The following is an 18,959-nucleotide window of genomic DNA, read 5'->3' on the forward strand; positions in this document are numbered from 1 at the left end:
GGCTGTTAGTTGTCTAAAATTTACACATGCTAACAGTGCTGAAAATTAGACATTCACAGCTTGCTAGCGATTTCTACCTTCTGTAATTGGAGAATCAATATAATACTGTGATTTTCCTCACCACATAATGTATTCGTATTCATTATTCTTATAAACTTCTTTCTCTGTAAATAGTTGATATGACTCCCAATTTCCTAGCCTATAATTATTATATTTGTATATCTTATAAACTTTTGTTCAATATTTAGTCAAAACTTTATTACAAGATTGTGAAATTAATCACAATATTAGTGAGGAAAATCTGCTTCCATGTTATATTTTAAGTGTAATCAATAACATAATTCTTATCAATGAAAGGAAGATGTAAGATGATTAACAATTGGCTAAGAGAAAATAACATTGCTGCTGCTCTATTGACAGTTATTCGTGTATACTGGGGTTATTTATGGCTGACTGCAGGATGGGGGAAAATTACCGGAGGATTTGATTCAAGTGGATTCTTAACAAATGCCGCTGCAAACCCCGTTACAGGACCAGATGGCGGACCCGTTTTTGGATGGTACAGCAGCTTCCTTGAAAGCTTTGCCTTACCAAATGCAGAACTATTTAACTTTATCATTCCTTGGGGAGAGTTTTTAGTAGGTCTTGGATTAATTCTTGGCTGCTTGACTACTGCAGCTGCATTCTTCGGTATGGTGATGAACTTCTCTTTCTTACTCGCTGGAACAGTATCTCACAATCCAACAGATATCTTAATGGGTGTCTTTATAGCAGCTGCTGGATATAATGCAGGTAAATTTGGACTTGACCGTTATGTATTACCTTTCCTTCGCAAGCAATTTAACAGAGCAAAAGATAGCAGCACAAGCACTAGCCGGGCTTAACACTTCCTTGATATAAATAAAAAAGCCATCAATCATTAGGTTGATGGCTTTTTTTGTATGTAGAGGTCATTCAGTATACTTATAAAAAAGGCGTTTCTTTTAACTTTGCTTTTTTTATATAAATGTATAATGATTCTCTCTTTCCGGCTAAACGGGTACTGAGCTTAAGCAGGAGTCTGGCACTCTATCGTTTCAGCATTGCCTTTAAAGTTTTCAAGAAACGCGAGAATTACAAATGCATAAATAGGCGGAAGAATTCCGCTTAAATCGTCAAATCACTTAAAATGCGCTTAAATAGACGGAGAAATTCCGACTAACGGACCAAAAAACGTGAAAATGGACGATTTTTTTCAATATAACCGGAAAATCTCCGTTTATTTCGCCCGAAAGTAGCTCAATTCTGGAAATAAGGGTAAATTCTCCGCTTATTTCACTGGTTTCTTCACAAAAAAAGTCAGATATGCGCGCGCGGTACACACTAAGAACAGCAGTCACTAAGATCAGAGCAGAAAAAAGACAATGCACTAAACCTCTTGCATCGCCCTACACATTTTCTTATTTTATTAATTCTTTTACTAACTCCCGGTTCCGCTCTTTAAATGCATCATTATGAGAAGAAACCATGCCATACTTTAAAGCATCTGGCTGGATGAATTGTTTTGCTTTGTTTACAGCATTTGCTGCATCCTGAAAGGCTCCTGCTATTAAGTGAAGCTTGCCGTCATGCTTAAGGATATCTCCTGCCGCATATAGACCTGGAACGGAAGACTCACTGTTTGCTGAACCTTTGACATAGAAGTCTTCTTCCATTTCAATTTTCAGCTCGCTATTTTGAAGGAGGGCACTATCGCGTTCATATCCATGATTAATAATGACTTCATCAATCTCCAGATATGTAACCTCTCCTGTTTCGCTATTGGTTAATTCCACTTGTTGGATCAACTCATGATTTTCACCGGCAATCAGTTTCGTAATCGTTGAATTAAAATAGCAATCGCAAGAGCTTTCCATTAGCTGCGTGATCTGCGCTTCATGACCATTTAGTGAATCTTTTCTATATGTTAAATATACTTTTTTTGCAATGGATTCCAGCTCGTTTGCCCAGTCAATCGCTGAATTTCCTCCGCCTGAGATGACGACTGTTTTATCTTTAAAATGCTGTAATGATTTCACAGTATAATTTAGATTTGCAATTTCAAAACGCTCTGCACCTTCAATATCAAGCTTTTGAGGTGTTAGAATTCCGCCTCCAACTGCAACAATCACTGTTCTGGAGTAATGAACCACACCAGAAGCTGTTTTTAATAGGAATATTCCATCTTGATCTCTGCTGACAGAAACGATTTTTTCATTGAGTACAACCTCTGGATCAAACGTTAATCCCTGCTGCACTAATTGTTCAATCAGCTTTGCACCAGGAATCGGCGATAAACCGCCTACATCCCAGATCATTTTTTCTGGATATACATGTATTTTTCCGCCAAGCTGAGGCTGAAATTCAATTATTTTTGTTTTCATTTCTCTTAGTCCACTATAAAATGCTGAATAAAGACCAGCCGGGCCACCGCCAATAATCGTGACATCAAACAATTCATCTATGTTCATGCTATCTCCACTCCTCAGCTTGCACTAAAATTGATAATCATTCTCACTATACTATACATGGTTTGAGAATATTTTTCAACTAGGTTTGTGAACGTTTTTCAACATCCGTTGACTTCTTTTATTGTTAGGTTTATAGTTAAGTAGAAAGTTGAAATGAGAATCGTTATCACTATTTATATATATTCTAAATTAGACATGGAGGGCTATTATGGTTCGCCTATATACAAAGGACTTAAATATTGGATACGGTGAACGTCTAATCGTAAAAGACCTCACTGCATCGATCCCGGATAAACAAATTACAACCATAATTGGTGCTAATGGCTGCGGGAAATCCACATTGTTAAAAGCCATTACAAGAATTATTTCTCACCAATCAGGAACTGTCATTCTTGATGGTGAAAATATTGCCAAGGAAAATACGAAGTTATTAGCCAAAAAAATGGCGATTCTGCCGCAGACGCCTGAAAGTGCGAGCGGCTTAACCGTTGGAGAGCTCGTTTCTTATGGGAGATTCCCCCATCAGACTGGCTTTGGGCGTTTGACAAAGAAAGACTATGAAGTGATTGACTGGGCATTAGAAGTCACAGGAACAGCTGAATTTAAATCCCGCTCTGTTGATGCTCTTTCTGGCGGTCAAAGACAGCGTGTGTGGATTGCGATGGCCCTTGCTCAGGAAACAGAGATTATTTTCTTGGATGAGCCTACTACGTATTTAGATATGGCACACCAGCTGGAAGTGCTGGAGCTACTTCAAAAGCTTAATCGTGAACAGGAACGCACGATTGTTATGGTGCTTCATGATCTAAATCAGGCTGCACGTTTTGCCGATTACTTAATTGCTTTAAAGAATGGCGAGATTGTTAAAGCAGGAACATGTGAAGAAGTGATTACACAAGAGGTTTTACGAGATGTATTCCATATTGACGCATTGATTGGACGTGATCCACGTACAAACAAACCGATGTGTGTGACATATGATCTTGTAAGAAATGCAGAACAAGAGATTCGGCAGCCGCTTTTATCAGCTGCAGGAGCACTTTAATTGCTACATCAGAGGAATTCCGAAAATGGATTCCTCTTTTTTATTGGTTTGCATAAATCTTAATTATATAGGAAATAACTATATTCTCCATTTGATCCTGGAAGCTGCTAAATGGGGTAAATACCTCTACATCACTTTAAGAATGACATATAGATGCTAATAAATAGACAAATATATCTATATATCGTATCTTAAACTCAAAATCTATGCAGCGAATTGGGGTTTATTTATGAAACGTATTTTAGGCTTTGCTGTTTTTATTCTAATATACACAGCCATCGCTTTTTATATTAGCTGGAATGGCTGGGTTTGGCTTGAAACCGTGTTTGGATTTCAAAACCAATGGCTGTTCGCCTTTCTGGCAGGAATTTTATTTTATTCCTACCTCATTGGACAAAGCTCTAAGCGACTTTCCTTTTTTCGGATGATCGGTTCCTATTGGTTCGCCGTTCTTCAATACGCTCTTCTATTACTGCCAATAGCCAATCTTACCGTCTGGTTATTGAATATAATGGGAATTCCACAAGATGAGGGTATTACCTGGGTTGGATTAATCGTCGTCATTATTTTTATCTCCCTTTTCCTTTATGGTTCCTATAATGCGTATTCACCTGTGATACGCACCTATAAAGTTCACATAAATGAACATAGCAGGATCGATTCCTTTTCAATTGCCATGGCGTCTGATATGCACTTTGGCCATTTATCAGGATTAGCGCATGCACGGCGTTTAGTAAAAGAGATTGATCAGCTTCAGCCAGATCTTATTCTGCTTCCAGGGGACATTATCGATGACGATCCTGGAGCATTTATCCGTAAAAATATGGGTGAAGTTTTGAGTGGATTATCTGCGCCGCTTGGAGTATATGGTGTACTTGGCAACCATGAATATTATGGAGGAGCAATTCCCCAATTCTTAAAAGAAATGGACCGAATAGGCATCCGTATTCTGCAAGATGAAGTCCTCTCTATTAAAGACTCCTTTCACCTTGTCGGCAGGAAGGATAAAACGGATAAACAGCGAAAATCAATCGCAGAACTAACCAGTGATTTGAACAAAGACATACCAATTATTATGATGGACCATCAGCCTGCAGAAATTAGGCAAGCAGAAGAGCATGATGTTGATCTTCTGTTAAGCGGACATACGCACAGGGGACAAATGGCACCAAACCACCTTATTACAAGAAGAATCTTTGATTTGGACTGGGGCTACCGTCAATTTGGCAAATTGCATGCGATTGTATCTTCAGGTTATGGATTTTGGGGTCCGCCTATTCGAATCGGCAGCCGTTCGGAAATTATTAAAATTGAAGTTAGTATTGCAAATAAATGAGCAGAAAAAGGCCATCTCCTATTGATTGAGATGGCCTACTTTTTTATTCTGATTTTCACCTTATTGCGGCCGCTGGCTTTTGCTTCGTATAAAGCTTTATCAGCATCTCCGATTAACTGAAAAATCTCATCTGGATATTGAGCTTTGCCGGCTGTCACACCTATGCTTAAGGTGATATGATTAGCAGCACTTGAGTATTCATGAGGAATCATAAGACGTTCAATCGCTTGTCTCACCTTTTCTGCTTTAGCAAACGCCTCATCCAGACCTACATCAAATAGAACCGCCACAAATTCTTCACCGCCAAAGCGGGCCAGAATGCTCGATTCTTCATTCAAATGTGTTCTAAAGACTCCAGCGACAGTAGCAATCACTTGATCTCCCTCAAGATGACCATAATGATCATTATAATTCTTAAATGAGTCAATATCACCCATCAGCACAGCAAATGGTCTCTTTACTTGGATGTTTTCAAATTCATTCTGAACATATTGACGAAACCCGCGCCTATTAAGTATGAGCGTTAGTTCATCCATCACAGAGAGCTGCTTTAACTGATTATTTGCACTCGCAAGTTCCTTATAAATCTTTTCATTCTCTTCCACTTTTAACCCTAAGTTTTCATTCATCTCCGTTAAAAGTAGCCTCTGGTAAAAATTTGAGGAATAGCTTGTATAAAGCATACGGGAAGCTAGCCAGCAAAAAAACAAGAATACGGATAGATTGATATAATGCCCTGAGACAATCTCTCCAGAAGACTGTGCATATGGAAGACCAATATATAACACTGCAACAGGAAGACTGTATAAATAAAGAATCGTTTTATTTGATGCATGAAATAAAACCGAAACACACATAAAATTAACAGCAAATGCCATAACATGACCATAGTTTCTCTGATCAACAAGAGTCACTAATGCTCCCCATGTTAAAAAGAAAATCACAAATAGCCACAGTCCATTCTGAAACAGCTTTGTCTTTCGCTCACTATGATTGCTGCTTCTTTCATAAATGGTAATATATATAACCATCAGGATACTAAAACTCCATAATAGCAAATATAAAATGATATATGCATCAATCACAAACACGGTGCCACTATTCGTATAGGAAGAATACATATGCATAAGAATCAGAATGGTTTCAAAGAGAATCACTATTTTAGCAAAAAGCTTACAGCGCTTAATATTATCCATTAATAAATGCTTTTTAAGCAGCCGTTTTTTATCCTCGGTAACCTCCTGAACAGGGAAGGGAAAAATCTTTTTCATCGCTAGCCTCTCAAATCATATATGCTTCATTATTTTGTAAATCCTGATTCATCAAAAGGATAAAAACGGAACTTCACTTCACCTACGACAGCTTCTTCTGATATAAAACCAAACTCTCTGCTGTCATAGCTTCTTAAACGATTATCTCCCATCACAAAATAGGAGTTTTCCGGAACGATGTTCTGACCCAAAAGCTCTTGTAATGTAAAATCAGCTGTCACTTTTTCCATGACTAGATCTCGGTTCACATAAGGCTCCTTATAGGCTTTGCCATTTACATATAAAACATCATCTTTCATTTCCACTGTGTCGCCAGGCATGCCTATTATTCTTTTCACATAGTCTTGATCTTCCACAGGAGAATGGAAAACAATCATATCAAATCTTTCAATCTCACTCGTTTTGCTCACTATTAGTTTCTGTTCATTCGAAAAAGTAGGCACCATGGACTCTCCACGGACTGTGACAGGTTCAAATATAAAATGCCGGCAGATAAGAGCTAAAATAAATGCTAATGCTAATGATTTAATCCATGAAACGATTTCGTTTTTCGTTCTGGTTTCCATACAGTCCCTCCTGCTTCTTTTTTACCATTTTAACATAAAGTTTAAAGGTGTTTATCACCTAAGCTTTTTAAGTTAAAAATAAACTAACAGAGCTACAATGGTTGATGGTTAGCCATAATAGCTGCTATTTATATGCAGGACTGAGTTCGCTCCAAACATCAAATAAGTTCCCATCACGATCAGAAAACACAAAATTCCTGCCTGCATGTCCTCTATCCTCTATTTCTCCTATTGCCACTCCTTTTTCCTTCAGCTCTTTATGAAGTGCTTGGAGATTTTCTAATCCATTAACCTCAAATGTCATTGAAAAACGCTTCTCCCCATAATAATCTATGAAATTAGCACTTTCTCCATCTTTTCCTTTCACAAGAAAAAAGCTTTGATTTGCAAAATTAACAATGGCCTTATCTCTATCACAATAGCTAATATCTGCTGCAAGGATCTCTTTATACCAGTTTGCAGCCTGTTCTGGATTTTCAACAGGTATATATTGAGTGCCTACACGGACTAATTTCTGCTGATTCATTTGATCCCTCTACTTTCTTTGTTTTGGTTATCTTTGTTAACATCATTTCAAAAAAACATATTGTTTTGTTATGGTTTTAACTCCCGGATACTCGCTTTCCGGCGGGGCGGGTCTGAGCTTTCCGGCGGGGCGGGTCTGAGCATCCCGGCATACAAAGAGCCTGAAGTATTATAACAACAGGCTTGCCGATTGAATGGGAGAATTTTTTTTGATTTGTTTTACACCTTTAATTCAAACCGCTCATTTACTTCTTCTACTAAGTCTTTAAGTGCTTTCTTGCTTAAGACAATTTTTCCATCGGCGAGAGCCACGTTGTCATCCAGTATTTCCCCTGTAACTAGACATGCTTGTCTGCTTTCGTATTTACGCAGTATAATCTTTTCATCTTCTACGAAAATCTCAATTGGGTCTTTAATTTGGATGTTTAATGTTTTCCGAAGTTCTTTTGGGATTACAATTCTACCCAATTCATCAACTTTGCGCACAATCCCGGTACTTTTCATATTTTCCCTCCTGCGACCTTAATTTTCTGATTATTCTTATATATCAAGCTATATAAATTTTATATTAAATTACTATTTTTTACAATCAGAAATATTGACACATTTATTTAAAGATCAGAGCAGAGAATGGTTTACTAATAAAATTTTTTACAGCGTACAAATAGACTGTTAGACATGCTCGTACCATTGCGCTGCGATCCTACTGGGGAGGCAGAAAAAATATTTAAATGAATATAAAAAAACCGAATGACTAAAAAAATCCCCTAATCATTCGGATAGATACTATTCATTGAATTCTTATTGGACCAGCCGCTTTGCTTGATTATCTCGTCCTCATAAGCAAATAGATAAAGTATGGAGCTCCAAGGACAGAGACAACTAAGCCGACTGGTAATTCTGCCGGTGCCAGAACAACTCTTCCTAATGTATCTGCAGTCAAGAGCAAAAATGCTCCAAGCAAAACGGTTACAGGCAGCATTCTTGCGTGCTTTGCTCCTACAATTCTCTTGGCTAAATGAGGTGCTACTAATCCGAGGAAGGTGATGCCCCCTCCAACTGAAACACATGCACCAGCAAGAGCAACGGCTATAATAAGAAGAATCCTTCTTTCCCGTTCCACATGACTGCCCAGTCCAATGGCCATCGGGTCCCCTAAATTTAATACATCAAGAACTCTTCCTTTATAAAAAGCGATCGGTGTAAAGATGAGAAGCCACGGCAGCAGTGCCAGCACAAAAGTCCAATTGGTTCCCCAAATGGTTCCAGATAACCAGACAAGGGCCTTCGTGAAATCATTCGGCTCCATCATCAATTGAAATACAAGCATGGCCGCACCAAACGCAGAGTTAATACCGATCCCCACAAGAATAAGCCGAACTGGTGTTACTCCGTTCTTCCACGCAATCACGTAGATAAGGAGTGCTGCAACAAAAGCTCCTCCTAAAGCTGTAAATGGAAGGGAGAAAATCGATAACGCTCCAATGGCGAACCCTGTTCCCTGTGAAAAGAACATAAAGAGCACAACGGCAAATCCTGCACCAGCATTAATGCCTAATATTCCAGGATCTGCAAGAGCATTTTGTGATACGCCCTGCAAAATAGCTCCTGCCAGAGAAATCCCTGCTCCCACTAATAATGCCAGAACCATACGCGGCAGGCGAAAATCAAATAATACCATCTTTGTACCTTCGTCTCCTGATCCAAAGATTGTTTTTACCACTTCAAGAGGCGGGATTTTCGTTAACCCGGTGTTTAAACTAACGAAAAACATAACAATTATCGCGACAGAAAGGATACTGAGTACAGATATTGTTTTTTTCCATTGCTGACCAAATGAATCCATTTAAATATTTCTCCCTTCATTCCGTGCGAGATAGAGAAAGAACGGCACACCGATTAAAGCCGTTACTGCACCAACTGGTGTTTCAAAAGGTGCATTAATCATTCTTCCTGCAATATCAGCCACAACAAGGAGAATCCCGCCTAAAACAGCTGAACACGGAATAATCCATCTGTAATCCAGCCCTACTAAAAATCGGGTAATATGCGGAATAACCAAACCGACAAATCCAATCATTCCGGCTATTGATACTGCTGCACCTGTTAAAAGCAACACAGCAATTGTTCCCAATAGCTTAGTTCTTCCGGTATTTTGCCCGAGACCCTTTGCAACATCTTCTCCCAGGCTCAATACGGTCAAAGACCTGGAAAGAAAAATGGCAAGAAGAATTCCAATTGCAACTGGCAATAATAAATATAGAACACTTGTGCTTTGAACTCCTGCCACACCGCCGGCATACCAGAAGCTTATGTCCTTGGCAACATCAAAGCGAATTCCAATTGCTGTAGAAAGCGAGCTTAGCAGTGTGGTGATCGCTGTTCCTGCCAATGCAAGCTTTACAGGTGACATGCCGCCTTTAGAAGCAGCTGTAATTCCAAAAACAAGTGCTGCGCCTAAACCTGCGCCGGCAAATGAAAAGATCATCAATCCTGAATAATGCAGGCCAGGCAGAGCAGCATAAGCTATAGCCATTAAAAAAGAAGCTCCTGCCGTCACCCCCATGATGGATGGAGATGCAAGCGGGTTTCTCGTCATTGCCTGCATAATAGTTCCAGATACAGCTAAGGCAGCACCAATTAAAGCAGCTGCCAAGGCTCGCGGTAAACGAAGTTCACGAATAATCTGATGTGCAGGGTTACTGCTATCAAACTGAAAGACTCCTTGCCAAACCGTACTTAATTGAATGTCCGCGGCACCAAATGCAATAGATGAAGCAATAATGAGAAACAATCCAATTGTCCCTAGAGTTAAGATCAACCAAGCAGCAAATGGCTTTGTTTCTACTTTATATTTTTCATCGTGCTTTTCCGTGACATGCTTTGCTTTTCCTTTTTCATGAATGCTCATATGTATATCATCCTTCAATTTGGCGAACTGAAAATCATTTTCATTATAGGGGAATGCTGTTAAAATCTCAATGTGTTACTCCATAAAGCAGCTGATTCTATTTATTATTTGAAGATTTTTTGAACATTAAATAATATATTTTTTGATCTGCATAATAATAGATTGTAATTGCAAATGAAAATTGTTATCATTTAGCAAGAAGCTTTATTTAAACTATAGGGGGAACAATCATGAATTCAACCAAAAAGAAATTATATAAATTGGCTGCAATGTGCTCAATAGCACTTGTATTAGCTGCATGCGGAAATGATGAGCAGCCAGCAGAGGATAATGCATCAAATGACTCTGCCTCTGAAGAAACCGTTGAAAAAGACCGAGTATTAACGGATGCCTTAGGAAATGAAGTTACGATTCCAGCAAAGCCAGAACGGGTTTTAGCATCTTACCTTGAAGATAATTTAGTCGCATTAGGCATTACCCCAGTTGCACAATGGTCCGTGAGAGATGGCGATCCCCAGGAATATTTACAAAAAGAATTAGAATCAGTTCCTATGATTCCACATGACCTTCCTTTCGAAGCAGTAGCGAGCCATAACCCTGATTTAATTATTATGGATTCTCCTGGTATGGTAGAAGGCGGCAAGTATGATCAATATAATAAAATTGCTCCAACTTATGTAATAGGTACAGAAGAAAATAATGACTGGCGACAAGAGCTCCTGACAATTGGTGAAATCTTTGGCCGTGAAGATGACGCCCAAAAAGTTCTTGATGATTATGAGGGAAAAGCTGAAGAAGCTAAGCAGCAATTAACAGATGCGATCGGAACACAATCGGCTGCTGCTGTGTGGCTAGTAAACAATAGCTTCTTTATCGTAAGCGATAACCTATCGAGCGGTGCTGTCATGTATGGAGACCTTGGTTTAACCGTACCAAGTGTAGTAGAAGAAATTTCAGCTAGTGCTACTGGAAACTGGAGTGCCATTTCACTTGAGAAATTAGTAGAATTAGATGCAGATCATCTCTTCTTAATAAACAGCGATACGAATATTGAAGATTCCGCTATTAAAGAAGAACTATGGCAGAATATTCCTGCTGTTAAGAATGGTAATGTATATGAGTTCGGACCTGATACAGCTTGGTTATATACAGGTGCTGTAGCAAATGAACAAATTGTCGATCACATTATGGGAAGTTTAGTACAATAATGAAGAAGCCCCCCTTGGGATATGACCAAGGGGGTTCTTTTTTTATAATTTTAGATAGTAGAAATCAGCAGCACTAAGAAAATCCAACTCAGTTTTAATGTAAAAATCTATTAGTGGAATTAAGCCTATGTCTCCAGCCCATAAACTTGCCAATTGGCAACTTTCTTTATTTAGCTTGTGCAGAAATTTGCCATGAGATTCCGAACTGATCTGTTACTTGCCCATATGCAGGACTCCAGAATGTTTCTTGTATCTCCATGCCAATTTTGCCGCCAGAAGAAAGCTTTTCAAAAATAGCTCTTGCCTCTTCCGCTCCTTCAGGAATGATCGCAATGGTCACTTGGGAGCCTAGTTCGTAAGGCTGCCCTGGAAAGGTATCTGATAACATCAATTCAACCTTGCCAATCTTCAACTGAGCGTTCATGATACGATTCTTCGCTTCTTCCGGAATTTGAAAATCCGGATCAGCGTGTGACTCACCAAAGGTTTGCACGCTTTCTGTAACTGCACCCAAAGCCTCTTCATAAAACTTAATTGCCTCTTTCCCATTACCATTAAGCACCAAATACGGATACATATTCACAATCATGACAGGCACCTCATCCTCTGTTTTTTAGAACACACGTTCTTATTGAAATTTAGCACGTTAGCAGAAATTATGCAAGAATATTCCATACTTATTGTTGCCCATTCACAGCAGAAATATATATAAACTCAGAGCCAGTCCATCCGGCTGCACAGGGCTTGTATATGAGCTAAATGGTGCTCTCCATGCCATGCATACCTTCCAATATTCTCTTCAAGCGTAACTTCCCCAGAATCGGGGTGAATAAATATAACTTTCAGATTATCATCATCTAAATTCTGCAATAAATATGTCCAGCGTTCATGCAGTGCAGAAATAAGTGAAATAGAAACACCTATTGGCATCTTTGTATCAGGAAGCTCAGCCCACTTGGCCTCGTGATAAGCTTTAATGACAGGCTGATCCTCGGTAAGCGCCCATTTAAAGCGGATATAAGCATTCATATGGCTATCAGCAATATGATGAACCACTTGCCTGACTGTCCAGCCTCCATCCCGATAAGCTGTATCTAATTGTTCTTCGCTTAACGTTCCAACAAGCTGCTGCAATCTATTTGGCAGGTTCTTTATATCATCAATCCAACTGTTTACATGCTCTGCTGTAATCTTGCCCGGGTGCTGAAATTTCCCTATCGGATATTGCAGATTCATTGTGAATCCTCCTTTTTTCATCTTCTTTAGCAAAACTTGTGATAACCCTTTCTGTAATAGCTTTTTCCATAGATTTTTTCGCCTCAAGTATTTAAATACTGAAGTATTCTCTAATTCTTGTATTCCATAAGTGTTGCAAGGATTCCTGCTTCTGCAAATAAGTGCTACAAAAAAACCGCATCACACCGGATGCGGTTTCTATCTTATTTAATCCACTTTTCGAGCAGTGGGCCTTCTTCTCCAAAGATTGGATCCTGATTTGGTACAGGGACGTTTTTAATCTCAGAAATTGCTTGCGTACGGTCCGCTGGATCCTGTTTCCTTGTATTGAAACTGGCTCCATTCGGATAAGCTCCAACCACTTCAAAATCGTGACTGCTTTCCAGCTTTTTGTGACCCGTGCCTGCAGGAAGCACAATCGCATCACCTTTTTTCAGCTGCAGTCTCTCCCCTTCATCTCCTCCAACAAGAATCGTGGCTTCACCTTCTTTTACTGCTAAGACTTCATGGGTATTGCTGTGATAGTGATGAAAGTCAAATACATCTCCAGTCCATGACCCTTTCCAATTGTGTTGCTGAAATGTTTCCTGTATTGGAAGACCGTCATCAAATGCTCCTTTATAAACAACTACAGGCAAATCACTGTTATTAGGGATTTGACCATCATCTTTAAGGTAAAAGGACGTTACATCCATATTCATGATCTCATCAGCTCCTTACTCCTTTTGCTATACTTCTTCTATACCCTGGACTCTATGGATCAAACGAATAGATTGAAAGATCAATACACAATAGATGTCTGTTTAACTTTACCTATCTTTTGCTAAATATGAATGATTCCTTTCATCTGCCAATCCTCCCACTCAGCTTGAAGGCAGTCTTTAAGTGAAAGTATATGAGGATCTGAATCTGCTCCCACTCCACATATTAATTGCAGATTAGAAGAATTGTATACAACTGTATGAAGGGTTCCAAAAAATTGTTTGTATTGATGATAAAAGTATGGAGAGTTGCCCTGGTTAAAATAACGAAAAAGTTCTTGAGGAGATAACTCTAATCCGTCCAATTCAGAGAGCATTTCTTTACGCTTGCAGGAATCTGAGATATTAGGACGATTTTTAGACTGCAGAGCTGGAGAATGGAAATGGTTTACTGCCCTCATAACAGGTGCATTCGAAACAATTTGCTCTTCTGGTGCTGCTTCAATTAATAAGCTATTTCCCTCTTTATCTATGATTGAATAATTATAGCAATATCCATGAGGTACCTTCTTAATTAGCGCGGCTGCTTCTTTCGCGTTTGCACATTGATCCAGTACCATCCTTACAATAGCTGTTGCAATAAACCCTTTACTGAATAATTGATCATTGACAAAATGCAAACCAATGACCAAGCCTTTTTCGTTCATTCCATCCAGCCTTCCGCATATTTGCTGACTGAAACCAATTGAGGCGTAGCCTGTATTCGGCTGGAGGCAAACGAGTCTGGCATCATAGAGATCGGGGCTAAAATCATAATTTCTTACATAAAGACCATCTTGTGAATAGGATGTACAGCCCATTTGCGGGAAGGTGACATCGTAGCCGCTAAACAGACTAATAGCCATGGATTCATCCATCTTTAAAGCATCTGCCATTCCTTTAATCTCTTCAGCAAAAGAAGGAAAATAAGTGAATATCATCTCTTTTCCCTCCATGGTGTTCGAATGGGAAGCCATTTTTTTATATTCTTCAACAAGTATACTTCCTTTTTCCAGCAAATATTGCCCTTGTTTATAACCGATTTCATAGTAGCTTCCCTTTATTTTTACTGCATCAGCCACTAGCACTTTCTTCATCTACAAATCCCCCTTTATAATCGGCATTATTAAATCCAGATCTTCAAGATTCTCTCCCCGATACCATTCTAAAATGGCGCCAGCAGGGAACCAGTTATGCTGCTGTGCGCAGTCAAATAATTGTTTATATCCACTTTTTATAGATGAAATTTCAAGACGAAAAGGCATTCCAATACAGACCATAGCGGGCATTGTTTCGCATCTCCCGTCATCATTCAATTTTTCTTTTTCACCTTCATTATTTATGCGGAAACCAACTCGCGCTTTAATACGGTCTTCCCCTGACATATACTGCAAATAAGCTTCATCAACTTGAATTTCCAGCTTTCTCAGCATGCTAAGCTTTTCTTGAAAAACGGTGCTAAACTTTCCAGGCTGCGCCTCTGCTTCAAACCAAATGACTTCACAAGCCGATTTATCAAAAAAATAAATTTCAGAACTGCTTTGATAACTTTCTAAATAATGGAGACTAGCACCCATTACCTGATGCATCTTTTTTAGTTCCGATATCCATACGGACATTTTGTCCTGTCTTTCTTGCCTGCCGAGTGTTAAATAGGATTGAATTTCCTTTATTGGAATCTGTGCTAAACGCAGGCTAGAGATCAGCTTTGCGAGCTGAATTTGCACTCTGTGATAAAATCGATAGCCATTATGATCCCGGAAAGCAGGCAGAAGCAGCTTTTTCGTTTCATAAAAACGTAGCGCACTCTTTGGAATGCCCGTTCTAACTGAAAATGATTGAATCGATAACATATCCTCCACTAATCGAACACCTCCATAATCATAACTTACACCTTAAAGTAACTTTAAGGTCAAGAGGTTAAACTGATTTCTTTCACTTAACTGCTGCACCTAGTTTAATAGAGTAATCCCCAAGTGTTTGCTTTACATCTTTATAACCAGAAAATGCTACACTTGTTTTACCATCATATATACCTTTAATGTTTTTCTCTTTAATACCCTAAGAAGGGAGCATTTGTAATGGACATAAATGCAAAGATACATTTTCTGCTTAACCGCATGCCTGAGTTGTCTATCAAGAGTATAGACAAAATTAGCAGAAGCTGGGACCATGATGTCATCATTATTAATCAATCCTATGTCTTTCGGTTCCCTAAAAAGGAACATGGTTTACAGAGGCTCCTAACAGAGTCCATGCTTCTGTCGAAACTGCACGAAAACAACCTCTCAATCCATGTGCCTCATTATGAATTATTTTATAAAGAAAAACGGCTTGTTTGCTCCATGCATAAGAAAATTGATGGAGAGCCTCTTGAAAAGCTGGAACATCTCAATTCAGCAGAGGCAGCAGTGCAGCTGGGGGCATTTTTAACGACTTTACATAACTTAAATTCTGAAAAACTGATGCAACATGGATTGAAAACCATACATACACAGCGTTATTGGGAAGAATTTTATGCTGAGATTACTTCTAAGATCAGTCCCTTTCTCCGTTCTTCTGAGCAAAAGGAAGTCAAAATTATCTTTGATCGCTTTCTTTCCAATGGCCAAAAACATATGCATCCAATAGTTCCTATTCATGGCGATTTAACAGGTGCCAATATCTTATATCATCCTGCGAGGAAAAACATCAGCGGCATTATTGACTTCACTGATGCACAAATTAGCGATCCTGCTTTTGATTTTGCAGGCTTGTATTGGGAACATGGTCCACAATTTACAAGAGAAGTATTGGAACATTATCACGTTTCGCTTCCTAAAGAAGAATTGTTTCAACGAGTCTCTGCTTTTTATGGACTTCAGCCTGTTTTCCATGAATGGCTGCATGCTGCAAATGAAAAATCTGACCCAAACTTCGAGAAAGGATTGGATAAATTGCTCAGACTGCAATTTTTACAATAAAACAGTTTTTACTTGCTTCTTTGTGCCTCTATAATTTTCAAAAGCCAAAGGTATTGTGCAAGGCAGCTTATAATTGCGCTGGTGCTGATATTCCAGCTCTACCTCACAGTAAAAACATTATGAAAGAAATTCAATTAAAATAAGTTATATGATTACAAAAAAAACGCTGGAGACGTTTAAGTCAAAGTTCCCAGCGGTTTAGTATTATATTTTTTAAGGCAGCTTATTTCCAGCGGCTTTATAGAGCTCGTACCATTCCTGCTTCGTCAGCTTCAGGTCGGATCCTTTACATGCGTCCCTCATTCTCCCAGTATTCGTCGTTCCTAAAACAACTTGAATATTGGCTGGATGTCTTGTGATCCAGGCAACGGCGACTGCAGTGTTTGTTACATTATACTTATCTGCAATCCGATTAAGGACTTCATTTAATTCAGGATATTTCTCCAAGTCGCCAATGAATGGGCCATCGAAAAATCCAGATTGAAATGGAGACCATGCCTGCAGAGTCATTTCATTTATACGGCTATACTCCAGCACACTGCTGTCACGGTTCACTGCTTGATCGATTTTCATATTAACCGCAACACCGGAGTCAATCATTGGTGTGTGGACAATGCTGAACTGCATCTGATTTACAACGAGCTTTTGCTGAATATGTTTTTGCAGCAGCTCAATTTGTTGAGGGTTGTGATTGGAAATTCCGAAATAGCGCACTTTTCCACTGCTTTGAAGCTCATCAAATGCCTCTGCCACTTCTTCAGGCTCCATGAGTGGATCTGGACGATGCAACAGCAGCAGATCAAGATAATCAGTGTTTAATCTTTTTAATATCCCGTTTGCTGCTTCTATTATATATTCTTTTGAAAAATCATAAATACCTAAGTCTGGACGAATGCCGCACTTGCTCTGTATGACCATTTTTTCACGAACTGCCGGGTTCATTTGAACTGCCTTTGCAAAGAGCTCCTCACATTCCCCTTTACCATAAATATCAGCATGATCAAAGAAATTAATGCCTTCCTCTTGCGCCGTTTTAATTAATGCTTCCGCTTCTGCCGCTGAAAGCTGCTTTAATCTCATATTTCCCATGATCATATTCGATACATGTAAATCAGTATGTGCTATGTTTGTATATTTCATCTTAGCTCCACCTTCTACTGTCATATATAACTCATCTTGATTATGCCATAAGTATGGATTGCAGCCAAAATTTCATTTATCAATTATATATCCTATTATAACGAGCTTCATTTTTTATTTCTATTTACTAGACTTTTTTGAAAATTGAATATAAAATTTGTTCTAAGTAAATTTGCAAGCAAGAACACGATTGACCAAGTATGAAAAGCATAGGCTTAACCGTATCCAAGTTAACTGCCTGATGACTAATTTTCACTTTAAAAGTACATAATTCCTCTGTTTTGAAATTTGCATTTAAGGGTGGATCAGCATGGAGCATTCTAATCGATTAAAAAATTTGCCGCCGCAATTTTTTGCATCGCTAGTAAAAAAAGTGGCAAAGGCAGTAAATGAAGGCCGAGATATTATTAACCTGGGACAAGGAAACCCAGACCAGCCAACTCCTCCACATATTGTCAGTGCGCTTCAGGAAGCGGCTGCAGACCCTATTACACACAAGTATTCTCCATTTCGTGGAATAGATGAACTGAAAGAAGCAGCTGCGGATTTCTATATGAAGGAATATGGTGTAACAGTTGATCCTTCAACAGAAGTTGCGATCCTTTTTGGAACTAAAACAGGTCTAGTTGAGCTGCCTATGTGTTTGATGAACGAGGGAGATTTAATGCTATTGCCTGATCCAGGATATCCGGATTACCTATCTGGAGCGGTATTGGCAGATGTTGAATATAAAACCTTCCCATTGCTGGAGGAAAATCAATTTCTTCCAAATTACAATGATCTTTCAGATGAAGTAAAGGATCATGCAAAGCTTCTTTATCTGAATTACCCTAATAACCCTACTGGTGCAGTTGCAGACCATACTTTTTTTGAACAAACAGTCCAAATGGCTAAGAAGCATAATATCGTCATTTTACATGACTTTGCCTATGGAGCGATCGGTTTTGATCATCAGAAGCCAGTAAGTTTTCTTGAAATTGAAGGTGCAAAAGATGTTGGGATAGAGATGTATACCTTGTCTAAAACATATAATATGGCTGGCTGGCGCGTTGGGTTTGCTGTCGGAAATCCCGTCATTGTTGAAGCCTTAAATTTAATTCAAGATCACCTGTACGTCAGCCTTTTTCCTGCAGTTCAAAAAGCTGCAGCTGCAGCCCTTACTGGCGATCAGCAATGTGTAAAAGATCTTGTTGCACGCTATGAAAGCCGCCGCAACACACTTATTTCCTCATGTCGAAAAATTGGCTGGGACGTTTCAGCACCATCAGGTTCATTTTTCGCATGGCTCCCCGTTCCAGATGGATATACAAGTGAGGAATTTTCCGATTATCTGCTTGAACATGCTGATGTTGCTGTAGCCCCTGGAAATGGATTTGGAACATATGGAGAAGGCTATATCCGTGTCGGACTGCTTGTAGATGAGAAAAGGATTCAGGAAGCAGTAGATCGCATAGGCAAACTTGGCCTTTTCTCCACCAAAGATAAGCTGTCCTTAAAAGAATGACTAAATAAACAAAAGCAGACGGGAA

At 39.1% G+C, this 18,959-nt stretch carries 19 protein-coding genes; 6 read left to right on the plus strand and 13 right to left on the minus strand.

Annotation, left to right across the window (positions count from 1 at the left end):
- Positions 1-368: 368 nt before the first annotated feature.
- The gene (locus A6754_RS19520; protein WP_066449873.1) at positions 369-884 is read left to right on the plus strand and encodes a DoxX family protein; all 516 of its coding nucleotides are present in this window, start codon (positions 369-371) and stop codon (positions 882-884) included.
- 555 nt (positions 885-1,439) lie between these two features.
- Here A6754_RS19520 and A6754_RS19525 read toward each other — a convergent pair.
- Positions 1,440-2,489 carry an NAD(P)/FAD-dependent oxidoreductase gene (locus A6754_RS19525; protein WP_066449874.1) on the minus strand — a complete coding sequence of 350 codons (1,050 nt, stop codon included), beginning with the start codon at positions 2,487-2,489 and terminating at the stop codon, positions 1,440-1,442.
- Positions 2,490-2,697: 208 nt separating this feature from the next.
- On the opposite strand from A6754_RS19525, the gene A6754_RS19530 reads away from it, so the two are divergent.
- Together A6754_RS19530 and A6754_RS19535 are read left to right on the plus strand one after the other, a co-directional pair.
- Positions 2,698-3,534, plus strand: coding sequence for an ABC transporter ATP-binding protein (locus A6754_RS19530; protein WP_066449876.1), 837 nt, complete (start codon positions 2,698-2,700; stop codon positions 3,532-3,534).
- 229 nt (positions 3,535-3,763) lie between these two features.
- Complete coding sequence (locus tag A6754_RS19535; RefSeq protein WP_066449879.1) at positions 3,764-4,870, plus strand: metallophosphoesterase; 1,107 nt, start codon at positions 3,764-3,766, stop codon at positions 4,868-4,870.
- 35 nt (positions 4,871-4,905) lie between these two features.
- Here the strand turns inward: A6754_RS19535 and A6754_RS19540 are convergent, their stop codons facing one another.
- From A6754_RS19540 to A6754_RS19565, 6 genes are all read right to left on the minus strand, one after another.
- Complete coding sequence (locus A6754_RS19540) at positions 4,906-6,141, minus strand: GGDEF domain-containing protein (RefSeq protein WP_066449882.1); 1,236 nt, start codon at positions 6,139-6,141, stop codon at positions 4,906-4,908.
- A gap of 29 nt (positions 6,142-6,170) precedes the next feature.
- Positions 6,171-6,707: a signal peptidase I gene (gene lepB, locus A6754_RS19545; RefSeq protein ID WP_066449884.1), complete on the minus strand. Its 537-nt coding sequence runs from the start codon at positions 6,705-6,707 to the stop codon at positions 6,171-6,173.
- 124 nt (positions 6,708-6,831) lie between these two features.
- Positions 6,832-7,233 (minus strand): VOC family protein, encoded by a 402-nt coding sequence (locus A6754_RS19550; protein ID WP_066449886.1) that lies wholly within the window; start codon positions 7,231-7,233, stop codon positions 6,832-6,834.
- A gap of 218 nt (positions 7,234-7,451) precedes the next feature.
- Positions 7,452-7,736, minus strand: coding sequence for an AbrB/MazE/SpoVT family DNA-binding domain-containing protein (locus A6754_RS19555; RefSeq protein ID WP_066449889.1), 285 nt, complete (start codon positions 7,734-7,736; stop codon positions 7,452-7,454).
- A gap of 322 nt (positions 7,737-8,058) precedes the next feature.
- Entirely contained in the window at positions 8,059-9,078 is a 1,020-nt protein-coding gene (locus A6754_RS19560; protein WP_066449891.1) for a FecCD family ABC transporter permease, read from the minus strand.
- Complete coding sequence (locus tag A6754_RS19565) at positions 9,079-10,143, minus strand: FecCD family ABC transporter permease (RefSeq protein WP_066449894.1); 1,065 nt, start codon at positions 10,141-10,143, stop codon at positions 9,079-9,081.
- 230 nt (positions 10,144-10,373) lie between these two features.
- Here A6754_RS19565 and A6754_RS19570 point away from each other — a divergent pair, with 230 nt between their 5' ends.
- Complete coding sequence (locus A6754_RS19570) at positions 10,374-11,351, plus strand: iron-hydroxamate ABC transporter substrate-binding protein (protein WP_066449897.1); 978 nt, start codon at positions 10,374-10,376, stop codon at positions 11,349-11,351.
- A gap of 166 nt (positions 11,352-11,517) precedes the next feature.
- Here the strand turns inward: A6754_RS19570 and A6754_RS19575 are convergent, their stop codons facing one another.
- The 5 genes from A6754_RS19575 to A6754_RS19595 all read right to left on the minus strand — a co-directional run bounded on the left by A6754_RS19575 (position 11,518) and on the right by A6754_RS19595 (position 15,180).
- Positions 11,518-11,940: a VOC family protein gene (locus A6754_RS19575; RefSeq protein ID WP_066449903.1), complete on the minus strand. Its 423-nt coding sequence runs from the start codon at positions 11,938-11,940 to the stop codon at positions 11,518-11,520.
- Positions 11,941-12,065: 125 nt separating this feature from the next.
- Positions 12,066-12,587, minus strand: coding sequence for a YfiT family bacillithiol transferase (locus tag A6754_RS19580; protein ID WP_066449906.1), 522 nt, complete (start codon positions 12,585-12,587; stop codon positions 12,066-12,068).
- A 203-nt stretch (positions 12,588-12,790) separates the two neighbouring features.
- Entirely contained in the window at positions 12,791-13,288 is a 498-nt protein-coding gene (locus A6754_RS19585) for a cupin domain-containing protein (protein WP_066449909.1), read from the minus strand.
- 122 nt (positions 13,289-13,410) lie between these two features.
- On the minus strand, positions 13,411-14,424 hold the full coding sequence (locus A6754_RS19590) for a C45 family autoproteolytic acyltransferase/hydrolase (protein WP_066449914.1): 1,014 nt from the start codon (positions 14,422-14,424) through the stop codon (positions 13,411-13,413).
- Entirely contained in the window at positions 14,425-15,180 is a 756-nt protein-coding gene (locus A6754_RS19595) for a MerR family transcriptional regulator (RefSeq protein ID WP_257299235.1), read from the minus strand.
- Positions 15,181-15,408: 228 nt separating this feature from the next.
- On the opposite strand from A6754_RS19595, the gene A6754_RS19600 reads away from it, so the two are divergent.
- Positions 15,409-16,290: a phosphotransferase family protein gene (locus tag A6754_RS19600; RefSeq protein WP_066449920.1), complete on the plus strand. Its 882-nt coding sequence runs from the start codon at positions 15,409-15,411 to the stop codon at positions 16,288-16,290.
- 213 nt (positions 16,291-16,503) lie between these two features.
- On the opposite strand, the gene A6754_RS19605 is transcribed toward A6754_RS19600, so the two are convergent.
- Positions 16,504-17,430, minus strand: coding sequence for an aldo/keto reductase (locus A6754_RS19605; protein ID WP_066449923.1), 927 nt, complete (start codon positions 17,428-17,430; stop codon positions 16,504-16,506).
- A gap of 310 nt (positions 17,431-17,740) precedes the next feature.
- Here A6754_RS19605 and A6754_RS19610 point away from each other — a divergent pair, with 310 nt between their 5' ends.
- Entirely contained in the window at positions 17,741-18,934 is a 1,194-nt protein-coding gene (locus A6754_RS19610; protein ID WP_066449926.1) for a pyridoxal phosphate-dependent aminotransferase, read from the plus strand.
- Positions 18,935-18,959: the final 25 nt, after the last annotated feature.

Origin of the sequence: Cytobacillus gottheilii (assembly GCF_001636345.1) — a bacterium.
In the GTDB taxonomy this organism is placed as follows: domain Bacteria; phylum Bacillota; class Bacilli; order Bacillales; family Cytobacillaceae; genus Cytobacillus; species Cytobacillus gottheilii.